We start from the raw sequence: 409 nt of genomic DNA, 5'->3' as shown, positions 1-409 counted from the left end.
AGGAAGCTGGAGTACACCCCGGAGTAGCCCATGATCAGCGCGTTGCGGTCCAGCAGGCACTCGGCCGGCATCGCAGGAGCGACGACTTCCTCGGCGGCATCGGCGATGTCGAAGAAGTCGATGCCGGTCTTCACCCCGATCTTGTCGAACACCCCGATCAACGCCTCCACCGGAGCGTTACCCGCCCCGGCGCCGAAGCGGCGGCACGACCCGTCGATCTGCTTGGCGCCCGCCCGGACTGCCTCGATCGAGTTGGCCACCCCCAGGCCCAGGTTCTCGTGGCCGTGGAAACCCACCTGCGCGTCGTCGCCCACTTCGGCGACCAACGCGGCCACCCGGTCGGCCACCCCTTCGAGGACCAGCGCACCGGCGGAGTCGACGACGTAGACGCATTGGCAGCCGGCGTCGG

1 pseudogene is annotated in these 409 nt (G+C 69.2%); it reads right to left on the bottom strand.

Annotated features, from left to right (window positions below):
• Positions 1 to 409, bottom strand: a pseudogene (locus SBI80_RS28310) (4-hydroxy-2-oxovalerate aldolase); the annotation flags it as partial.

It is taken from the genome of Mycolicibacterium sichuanense, from assembly GCF_033741125.1.
In the GTDB taxonomy this organism is placed as follows: Bacteria; Actinomycetota; Actinomycetes; order Mycobacteriales; family Mycobacteriaceae; genus Mycobacterium.
This window is presented reverse-complemented; position numbering and strand designations above follow the sequence as displayed.